This window comes from Photobacterium sp. R1 (genome assembly GCF_054600795.1).
The window spans coordinates 1-237 of the sequence record NZ_BAAHZP010000958.1 but is presented as its reverse complement, the minus strand read 5'-3'; the positions used below and the strand labels follow the sequence as shown (position 1 = coordinate 237).

The following is a 237-nucleotide window of genomic DNA, read 5'->3' as shown; positions in this document are numbered from 1 at the left end:
TTTCAGTAGCATGGTTAACCGTATAGGGGAGCCGTAGGGAAACCGAGTCTTAACTGGTCGTGCAGTTGCTGGGATTAGACCCGAAACCAGGTGATCTAGCCATGGGCAGGTTGAAGGTGAGGTAACACTTACTGTAGGACCGAACCGACTAATGTTGAAAAATTAGCGGATGACTTGTGGATAGGGGTGAAAGTCAAATCAAACCTGGAGATATCTGGTTCTCCCCGAAAGCTATTT

At 47.3% G+C, this 237-nt stretch carries 1 rRNA gene; it reads left to right on the top strand.

Features of this window, described 5'->3' with window-relative positions:
* Positions 1-237: ribosomal RNA gene (locus ACYP03_RS27905) — 23S ribosomal RNA — on the top strand; the annotation flags it as partial.